The 8,910-nt window shown below is 56.8% G+C and carries 10 protein-coding genes and 1 pseudogene; 10 read left to right on the plus strand and 1 reads right to left on the minus strand.

Annotated elements, in window-relative coordinates; genetic code table 11:
- Nucleotides 1-1,018: 1,018 nt before the first annotated feature.
- The 9 genes from JMO03_RS00760 to JMO03_RS00800 all read left to right on the plus strand — a co-directional run bounded on the left by JMO03_RS00760 (nt 1,019) and on the right by JMO03_RS00800 (nt 6,481).
- Nucleotides 1,019-1,423 (plus strand): hypothetical protein, encoded by a 405-nt coding sequence (locus JMO03_RS00760; protein ID WP_202839236.1) that lies wholly within the window; start codon nt 1,019-1,021, stop codon nt 1,421-1,423.
- A gap of 447 nt (nt 1,424-1,870) precedes the next feature.
- Nucleotides 1,871-2,227, plus strand: a complete 357-nt coding sequence (locus JMO03_RS00765; protein ID WP_202839237.1) for a hypothetical protein — start codon at nt 1,871-1,873, stop codon at nt 2,225-2,227.
- 79 nt (nt 2,228-2,306) lie between these two features.
- Nucleotides 2,307-2,687 carry a hypothetical protein gene (locus tag JMO03_RS00770; RefSeq protein ID WP_202839238.1) on the plus strand — a complete coding sequence of 127 codons (381 nt, stop codon included), beginning with the start codon at nt 2,307-2,309 and terminating at the stop codon, nt 2,685-2,687.
- Between the two features lie 66 nt (nt 2,688-2,753).
- Nucleotides 2,754-3,305, plus strand: a complete 552-nt coding sequence (locus JMO03_RS21575) for a GNAT family N-acetyltransferase (RefSeq protein WP_202839239.1) — start codon at nt 2,754-2,756, stop codon at nt 3,303-3,305.
- A gap of 30 nt (nt 3,306-3,335) precedes the next feature.
- Complete coding sequence (locus tag JMO03_RS00780) at nt 3,336-3,710, plus strand: hypothetical protein (protein ID WP_202839240.1); 375 nt, start codon at nt 3,336-3,338, stop codon at nt 3,708-3,710.
- Nucleotides 3,711-4,112: 402 nt separating this feature from the next.
- The gene (locus JMO03_RS00785; RefSeq protein WP_202839241.1) at nt 4,113-4,979 is read left to right on the plus strand and encodes a cold-shock protein; all 867 of its coding nucleotides are present in this window, start codon (nt 4,113-4,115) and stop codon (nt 4,977-4,979) included.
- A 72-nt stretch (nt 4,980-5,051) separates the two neighbouring features.
- Nucleotides 5,052-5,348: a hypothetical protein gene (locus JMO03_RS00790; protein WP_202839243.1), complete on the plus strand. Its 297-nt coding sequence runs from the start codon at nt 5,052-5,054 to the stop codon at nt 5,346-5,348.
- Nucleotides 5,349-5,754: 406 nt separating this feature from the next.
- Nucleotides 5,755-5,994: a hypothetical protein gene (locus JMO03_RS00795; protein ID WP_202839245.1), complete on the plus strand. Its 240-nt coding sequence runs from the start codon at nt 5,755-5,757 to the stop codon at nt 5,992-5,994.
- A 100-nt stretch (nt 5,995-6,094) separates the two neighbouring features.
- A complete protein-coding gene (locus tag JMO03_RS00800; protein ID WP_238345775.1) occupies nt 6,095-6,481 on the plus strand; it encodes a hypothetical protein in 387 nt (128 codons plus the stop codon).
- Nucleotides 6,482-6,893: 412 nt separating this feature from the next.
- Here the strand turns inward: JMO03_RS00800 and JMO03_RS00805 are convergent, their stop codons facing one another.
- Nucleotides 6,894-7,184: a hypothetical protein gene (locus JMO03_RS00805; RefSeq protein ID WP_202839250.1), complete on the minus strand. Its 291-nt coding sequence runs from the start codon at nt 7,182-7,184 to the stop codon at nt 6,894-6,896.
- A 987-nt stretch (nt 7,185-8,171) separates the two neighbouring features.
- Here JMO03_RS00805 and JMO03_RS00810 point away from each other — a divergent pair.
- A pseudogene (locus tag JMO03_RS00810) lies at nt 8,172-8,910 on the plus strand (IS3 family transposase); the annotation flags it as partial.

Below are 8,910 nucleotides of genomic sequence, written 5' to 3' on the forward strand. Positions count from 1 at the left end.
CCGGTTCTTGGTCGCGGGCGCGCGGCCTAACAATTCATTCAAGCCGACGCCGCTTCGCGGCGCGGCTTAATTCAGGCGTTAGGCGGCACGCTGCAACGTCGTGTCACCTGAGTTTCGTCGCAATCGGATCGGCCAGAATGCTGCCGGCATCTTTGGCTTCGGCCAGGCACTTGCAAGCGCGCCGGGACAGTGCGTCGCGGCCGCCTTCGGACAGCCATCGGCAGGCGCCACAACCGGACGGCCCATCGCCGGTTTCGGCGAGGTCCGGGGACAGGTTCCCGGCCGGCGCGCCCGGGCGCCACGCGCTCCGGCCCCATCCCAAGCCAAGAGCTTGTCGCACCCCGATTTTCGTCGTAGCGTTCCGCCTAACAGTTCGTTCAAGCCGACGCCGCTTCGTTACACAAAGCACATGGCAGGTACAGCTTGCCATGTGCTTTGGTCCACTACGCGGCGCGGCTTAACTCAAGCGTTAGGCCACTATGAAACATCAATCACGCCTGGTTCTAGCTGCATTGGCATTGTTCTTTTGCCCGCTCATTGCGTACGCTGGCGATCCGCTGTGTCGCCTAACCACCGACGCGCATGACGGGGGCCCGCAGCTCGCCACCTTCGTGATCGTAGGAACAGCACACCATGGCTACAGTGTGATCTCGCCCAAGTGCCCAGGCACTCCCACCCCGTCGGTCAGCCTACTTTCACTGGGTAGAGGTTCCCGTGCCAAAGCGTTCCGTCGTAATGTTTCGTATGGCCCATCCAGCGGCTTCTGGAAGATTCAAGCGGATGTTCAACTTGTGGGACACGTTCTCGAGCTGAAACGCGTTCATTCATATCGCGAGCTCAGCAAGCTGGAGACGAGCACGCTTGAAACAGCGACCTTCTCCCGCTCGGAAGCGGCTTCTATTGAAGAAGCCGCGGAGAAGGCGGCCACTGATGCGCGCAAAGCGCGTCGCTAATGGCCTAACAATTCGTTCAAGCCGAACCCGCTTCGCGGGTCGGCTTAACTCAGGCGTTAGGTGCCATGAAAACCCATCGCGCTTTGGTCGTTCTTCTACTCGCAGGACTATCTCCATCCGTCGCACTCTCGGAAGAGTCTTTAGAGGACGTGTCGCTTGTTCAACTTGTTGCTTCGCCGGAGAGGTATGAGGGGAAGATGGTGATGGTGTCCGGCTTCGTAAACCTAGAGTTCGAGGGGAACGGCATCTATCTGCATAAAGACGACTACGAGCACGGCCTGAACAAGAATGGGTTATGGCTAAATGCTAATGAATGCAAGCGTGATGATGCGAGAAAATTCACAAATGGCTACGCGTTGGTGATTGGCCGGTTCACTTCACAGCGTCAAGGCCACATGGGCTTATGGTCTGGGGAGATACAAGATGTCAAAAGCTGTACTGCTTGGCCACCGTCCCGGCGTGGCACCTAACAATTCATTCAAGCCGACGCCGCTTCGCGGCGCGGCTTAACTCAGGCGTTAGGCGGCACGCTGCAACCTCGTGCCATTGAGTGTCATCGCAATCGGATCGGCCAGAATGCTGCCGGCATCTCTGGCTTCGGCCAAGTATTCGTAGCGCGCCGGGACAGTTCGTCGCGGCCGGCTTCGGACGGCCAGTGGCAGGCGCCGCAGCCGGACGGTCTGTCGCTGGCTACGGCCAGATTCCAGGACGGGCTCGCGGCCGATGCGCCCGGGTACCCCGGCTCCGGCCACATCCCAAGCCAAGAGCTTGCCGCACCCCGATTTTCGTCGTAGCGTGCCGCCTAACAGTTCGTTCAAGCCGACGCCGCTTCGTTACACAAAGCACATGGCAGGTAGAGCTTGCCATGTGCTTTGCTCCACTACGCGACGCGGCTTAACTCAGGCGTTAGGCATGCTATGACCGCGTCAAAGAATCTGACGTTTTACTTCCTGCTCATTGGCATCGGTCAAATCGTCGTCGGTGCACTTGCACTTATCTGGGCTTGGCCGCTATTCGCAGATCCGCCGTTTCTTGGGAACGGCCTGACCAAAGAGTACTTTCAGGTCAGATCCGCGCTTTTGGAGAACGCATCATTGAGTGAGACGCTAACAGAGCTCCGGTCAAAGCTTGAGTGGCTCTTTGCTCGTCACTCGGAAGGCGTTCTAGCCGTAATGCTGCTTGGTGCCACATCTCTCACGCTTGGCGTTGTATCTGTTTTACTCGGCCTTCGTTCAAAGGCGGCGCTCCACAAGGTTCGCGGCGCGCATGCCTAACAGTTCATTCAAGCCGACGCCGCTTCGCGGCGCGGCTTAATTCAGGCGTTAGGCGCTTACGAAACTTCACAGGAAGCCTATGAAGAACTTTAATCCAACCTCCAAGCACCCTGATCGCGCTGTTCAAGCTTGGCAAATTCTCGTTGGAGCGGCGATGCGCAGGCAGACGCTGACCTACGAGGGTTTATCTGTTCTGATGTATAAAAAGGAAGCGGCCGGTGTGCTCAACAGCGTGCTGGGGCATGTCGCTTTCTACTGCATCGACAGTCGGCTGCCGCCGCTGACTTCGATTGTCGTCGGCAAGAACAGCGGCACGCCTGGTGACGAGATTCCAGTCAACCCAGCCACGCTTGACGCTGATCGCGAACGCGTTTACGCGTTGGATTGGTACGACGTCTACCCACCAACCGCAAAGCAGCTACAGCTCGCGCATACCGAGCACAAACCGGTACGCGCCTAACAATTCATTCAAGCCGACGCCGCTTCGCGGCGCGGCTTAATTCAGGCGTTAGGTTGCGAGTAGCGTATGTCGCAGGTCGTAGACCCAGAAGCCATTGAGCTCATTCCTATCGATCTTCCCAATCTGCATCGCCTTGCGGTCTGCGAGCCTGTTGATCTTGGCATCATTGAGATTCCTGACGGTGCGTTGCCGCCTGCCAAGGTGGCTGTTCGCGCCCTGGCCCAGCTAGAGCTCGGCATTCCTGCTTTCTGGTGCGTCCCGTTATTGATCGTTTCAAAGTCACGCCAATCGGTTCTGGGAGGGTGCGGCTTCAAAACTGCGCCTACCCATGGCGCCGTAGAGATCAGTTACGGCGTTGCCCGGAGCGAGAGAGGTCGGGGTGTCGCAACTGTGGCTGTCGGGCGCCTGCTGCAAATGGCGGTCTCAAGCGGCCTCGTACAAGAAGTTGTTGCTCATGTACTTCCTCGTAACATGGCATCTTCCAGGGTTGTAGCGCGTCTGGGCTTCCTAAGGGGCCAACCGTTCGTCGACACTGACGGAGAAACGGTAGTGCCTTGGGTCTGGCGGTCGCAACCTAACAGTTCATTCAAGCCGACGCCGCTTCGCGGCGCGGCTTAATTCAGGTGTTAGGCCCAAGATCATTCTCCCGTGAAATACAAGCTCATCAAGTCCATGGCACACAACTGGACTCACTCATTCATGAGTGGCATGAACTACGTGGACAATGACTTCGTCTTTGAGGACATGTATCAGCTCGCCCGTGACCGACGAGGAGAGAAGGTTACTGTCACTTGGATCCCAAACCGTCCGGAAGAGCTGTTCGGACTCACTCCTCGCGTGCGGGAGTCGCTCAAGTACTACCGCAAGGCACTATCCGAGCATCTTGTACGGCACCAAATTGATCCAGAGGCTATCTCAGAGATGCGCACGGAGGTATACGTCGCAGAGAACCATCGCATGTACGTCCGGTCATACGTTCTGGACAATCGCGGGAAAGAGCATGTTCAGTTCGTTTGGGCCTAACAATTCATTCAAGCCGACGCCGCTTCGCGGCGCGGCTTAATTCAGGTGTTAGGCGGCACGCTGCGATGTCGCATCATTGAGTGTCGTCGCAATCGGATCGTCCAACCTTTTGCCAGCATCTTTGGCTTCGCCAAGCAGTCGCAAGCGCGCCGGGACAGTGCGTCGCGGTGGCCTTCGGAAGGCTGGATTCAGGCGTTGCGACCGAACCGTCCATCGCGGGCTTCGGCCAAGTCCGGGGACAGGTCCGGGCCGACGCGCCCGGGCGCTATAAGCTCCGGCCACACCCCAAGCCAAGAGCTTGTCGCACCCCGATTTTCGTCGTAGCGTGTCGCCTAACAGTTCGTTCAAGCCGACGCCGCTTCGTTACACAAAGCACATGGCAGGTAGAGCATGCCATGTGCTTTGCTCCACTACGCGGCGCGGCTTAACTCAGGCGTTAGGGCTATGACGGGTGACTCTGTGACACGAATAGACTTCGGGAAAGTTGACCGATACCTTGAAGACCGAGGCTTCGGTTTCGTCTCTCGTACTTTTACAGGGTCAGCCTATGGGGCAGAAGTTTTCTTTCACATAAAGACTGTAAAGCGAGCGAGCCCAGAGTTGGCTGAAGCATTGAATTCATATGAAAAACCGCTTTTTTGGTATGAGTATGAGCAAACAGCAAAAGGCGACCAAGTCGTTTCACTGGTGGATTCAAGAGTAATATCCACGCGGTTTCCGGACGACTATAGAAACATCATCAATGCAGCTGAAAGGATGCTGGTGGATGAAAGTAGACCGCTAAATTCATCTGGGCAGTTCTCTCCTCTTTCAGAAACTACCACAAGAGCAATTCTGGAAATTGTTCCCAAAGACATACTGACCAAGTTTGAAGAAAAGATATCCGAACTGGAGCAACGAAAGAGTTGCGAAAGAGAAGAGCGAAGAAGGATTGAGGCCATAAAGCGACAGGAGGCCGAGGAGAAAGCTTCAGTTCAAAAGAGGATTGAGGAGGACGAGTTTGTCCAGCTTGTGGCTGAGATATCTGCCCTTAGGTTTACGCATAGCAAACAGGTCTCTGAGTACATCGTTAAACGCAGACTCGGAGACAAGTACAAGAACATTTCCGGGGTTCTGGAGATGCAGATGCACGGCAAGAGATATGGCTTTGATGGCGGTTTCCCGCCAAAAATCTATGCCCGGTTGTGTAGTGAACTTGATCTAGATAATCAAGGGTCAGATGCAAAGCCAATCGGCTTCAGATCCTACAAGGAAATAAACGGGGAATAGCCCTAACAATTCATTCAAGCCGACGCCGCTTCGCGGCGCGGCTTAATTCATGCGTTAGATGTGTCTGGACGTATGACCAAGACTGCAAGAATTCTTCTGATCGGTGCCGAAGACTTGCTTGGCATCGCATTGTTAGGAATCGCTGGAGTCGTCCTTGTAGAGACGCTTTTGGCGTCGCCTGAAACAAGAGAGCCTATCGGCGCCTTTGGTTGCGTGCTCTTCGCTGTTGCTTTGTCTGCGTCCGTGCTTTTCTTTGTGGCGGCAAACAATCTGTTCAAGACCAAGATCGTCCGCCCGCGGCTTCACTTAGCTGCGGTAGTCTTTGCCTTTCTTATTCCTTCACTTGGACTTATGCGTGCACACATCTAACAATTCATTCAAGCCGACGCCGCTTCGCGGCGCGGCTTAATTCAGGCGTTAGGCGCCAATGGCGATTGATCAAGACGTAGCCATTTATCTGTTCGCCGCTGTCGCTATTGCGTACGGCGTCTATAGCTGCGTTAAAGGCGAGATTACCTATGGTATCGAGGGTGGGAGCTCGGAGGACGACCGAGCACTCTCCGGTCGTCGCGCTAGGGCAGTCTCTGCGCTTCTTGTAGTATCCGGGCTCGTTATTTTCTTCAGCAGCACTGTTGGCATACTTATGCTTATAGGGGTTGTGCTGCTGCCTTGGCTAATCGGAGACTAGTGGCATGGCGTTGCGTCGGTTGGCGCCTAACAATTCATTCAACCGGAACCCGCTTCGCGGGTCCGGTTAATTCAGGCGCTAGGCCTCATGAAGACAGGACGCAACCGCGACGAATGGCTTGATGAGTATCAAGGGTTCAAGAAGTACTTGAACCAATGTGTCATGTGTCAGAGCGTCGGATATGATCCGGTCAAGATTGAGGTCAAGGAAGGCCTGTACTTCAAGGACAAAGCGATGGAGTACTTTCATCCGCTCACCGTCAATGAGATAGGGCTTTGCCCAGACTGTGTGGAGCGGTTTGAGGCAAGTCAGGGGTCGGCGCCGTGAGGCCTAACAATTCATTCAAGCCGACGCCGCTTCGCGGCGCGGCTTAATTCAGGTGTTAGGCCCCACGAGAGATACGACAATGGCTCTAAGATGGTCGCTAATGGTGGTAGTCGTCATCGCCAGCTTTGTAGTCGTGGGCTTTGTGGGCGCCTTCGTCGCTGAAGTGCTGGGACTTTGGTTCGTTCCAAGTATTGGCTTTATTGCGGCATTCGCGGTTGTTCTCGCGACCTACCTTTCCGCGCCGATGCGCAAGCTGACAAGCGCCTTGGTCGCAATGCTTGTGGGCGCTGTAGTCGCCTGGCTGTTGGTGCAGCCTTCGTACTTCCCAGCAAGTTACGGCGAGGGGCTCGCCTACGAGCCAACTTACCTGCCAATTGTCGTCACGTATGCCGGTGGCCTGCTCGGCTTGTTGGTCTCAGCACTTCTCTATCGTTGGGTGGGGCCTAACAATTCATTCAAGCCGACGCCGCTTCGCGGCGCGGCTTAATTCAGGCGTTAGGCCGCTAGACAAATGCTCAAGCAGCGGACACTCAAGTTCCTGATCGTTCTGGTTGTGACTTACGGCTTGCTTCTCCTGCCTGGCGCAATCTGGCCTTCGTACTTCGATTCTGGCGCGGGCTTGCTGTTGGGTGCACCGTTTCTCGCTATTTATCTGTTCCACAAGGCCGGTATCCCGGGGCTTCTGGAGCACGACGGATTGTGCGGATGGGGTTGGTGTGCACCTACCACCTTTGGCTGGGTCTTCCTTCTTCTGTTCTGGGTGGCTGTCACTTGGGTTGTCGCCTGGATCTTGGCGTCTCTCACCAGCCGAGCTAAGTCGGGATAAGCTTCACTTCCGGTCGCCGGTACGCGGCCTAACAATTCATTCAAGCCGACGCCGCTTCGCGGCGCGGCTTAATTCAGGCGTTAGGCCCCAAATGACGATCCGCGAATTGCTGGCAAGGAAGAAGAACCGGTACTTCCTGGCTATGGTTGGAGCGGCTGTTCTCGCCATTCTCTCCGCCCAGGCTACGTACTTCTTCCTGCCAGGCTGGCCAATTGCTCTTGCGCTCGTGCTGGCCGTCGCGGCCATTTCGGGCTGGTTCGCTTATCGGTTTCTCGTGCGCTGCCCGCGTTGCAAGGGCAACATAGGCGCTAAATACACATACTTCGGCAAGCGAGGCTTCCTGCTCTTTCGGCCAGTTGCTCACTGCCCATTCTGTGGAGTGAGTCTGGATGAATCGGTTGGGGCCTAACAATTCATTCAAGCCGACCCCGCTTCGCGGGTCGGCTTAATTCCGGCGTTAGGCCTAGCTGGAGGCCACATGAGCGCATTGATACTCCTTCTTCTTGCGGCGGCCACTAGTTCAGGACCTGCTGTCGCTCCTACAGACATCTATGCTCTCGGTCAGTCCCTCCCGCACACCCTTTGCGCGGACGAGGTGGCTACAACGGTGCAATCATTCAGGCCATCGCCCTACGACCCGGAAACGACTGAGCGAATAGAGACGATCTCATGCAGTGTCGGGGAGCTGCAGATTCTGAGCTCTCCGCTTGCGACGGATCCAAATGGAATCGTCCTTTACGTCTATGTGAGTGATACAACAGCATCTATGCCCAGCTTTCTTCAGGTTGGCGCTTCGCTAGAGTCTGCGGTTTCGGAACTTGGCCAGCCCTCACACGAGCAACCGAACAGCATTGTGTTCCTACTTGGAGAGAACGGCTCAACACTTGAGATCTCGCACAAGAGCGGCAAGATTGTGTCCTTGGCCTGGTCGTTCTACAGCGGCTAGGCCTAACAATTCATTCAAGCCGAACCCGCTTCGCGGGTCGGCTTAATTCAGGCGTTAGGTGCCACTCAAGCTATGTCGGAACTTTGGGGACCAATCTCACCGAGCGACTGGCGCAGCACACCACACATTTCTGGTCGCCCGGCTACAGAAGCAGACGTTGCGGCAGGTCTCGCTGTCTTCTACGTACCAGGTGAGTCTGCCGCTGCACCAATGTCCTTGCCGTGCTGCGCCTACCAGCTACTTGAGGACGGCACGGAGCAGTCTGTTGTCGTCATTCAAGCCGAGCTTGCTCCACAAGGCACCCTTCTTGGCGTCCGCTTCCTCGCTGGCGGCAATGCGACGTCCCCCCGGTTTTGAGTAGCGCGGCGATTTGGAGTCCAATCCCCCAGAGCAAGGAGATTGGACGTGAAGAAGCGCTTTTCCGAAGAGCAGATCATCGGCTTCCTGCGTGAGGCCGAGGCGGGGCTGCCGGTCAAGGAGCTATGCCGCAAGCACGGCTTCAGCGAGGCCTCCTACTACCTGTGGCGCAGCAAGTTCGGCGGCATGAGCGTGCCCGACGCCAAGCGCCTGAAGGAGCTCGAGACGGAGAACACCCGGCTGAAGAAGCTGCTGGCCGAGCAGGTGCTCGAGAACGAGGTGATCAAGGACGTCCTGCGAAAAAAGTGGTGAGCGCACCGGCCCGTCGGGAGCAGGTGCGTTACATGGTGAGCAAGGGTTTGAGCGAGCGCCGGGCGCTGGCGGTGGTGCGGATGAGCGCCAGCGCGCTGCGTTATGCACCGCGTCCGGACAGGAACGTGGAGGTCCGAGCGAGCATCCTGGCCCTGGCGCAGCGACACAAGCGCTACGGCGTCGGAATGATCCACCTCAAGCTTCGCCAGGAGGGACAGTTCGTGAACTACAAGCGTGTCGAGCGGCTGTATCGGCAAGAGCGGCTGCAGGTGCGCCGTCGCAAGCGCAAGAAGGTACTGGTGGGTGAGCGACAGCCGTTGCTGCGACCGACCCGGGCCAACGAGGTCTGGTCGATGGACTTCGTGTTCGACCGGACGGCCGACGGCCGGGTGATCAAGTGCCTGGTGATCGTGGACGATGCCACGCACGAACCGGTGGCGATCGAGGTCGAGCGGGCGATCTGTGGAAACGGCGT

Origin of the sequence: Luteimonas saliphila (genome assembly GCF_016774335.1) — a bacterium.
GTDB classification, from domain to species: Bacteria; Pseudomonadota; Gammaproteobacteria; order Xanthomonadales; family Xanthomonadaceae; genus Luteimonas; species Luteimonas saliphila.

Coding starts and splice junctions, on each gene's coding strand:
- JMO03_RS00760 (WP_202839236.1), top strand. CDS start 1,019: ATGAAAACCCATCGCGCTTTGGTCGTTCTTCTACTCGCAGGACTATCT.
- JMO03_RS00765 (WP_202839237.1), top strand. CDS start 1,871: ATGACCGCGTCAAAGAATCTGACGTTTTACTTCCTGCTCATTGGCATC.
- JMO03_RS00770 (WP_202839238.1), top strand. CDS start 2,307: ATGAAGAACTTTAATCCAACCTCCAAGCACCCTGATCGCGCTGTTCAA.
- JMO03_RS21575 (WP_202839239.1), top strand. CDS start 2,754: ATGTCGCAGGTCGTAGACCCAGAAGCCATTGAGCTCATTCCTATCGAT.
- JMO03_RS00790 (WP_202839243.1), top strand. CDS start 5,052: ATGACCAAGACTGCAAGAATTCTTCTGATCGGTGCCGAAGACTTGCTT.
- JMO03_RS00795 (WP_202839245.1), top strand. CDS start 5,755: ATGAAGACAGGACGCAACCGCGACGAATGGCTTGATGAGTATCAAGGG.
- JMO03_RS00800 (WP_238345775.1), top strand. CDS start 6,095: ATGGTGGTAGTCGTCATCGCCAGCTTTGTAGTCGTGGGCTTTGTGGGC.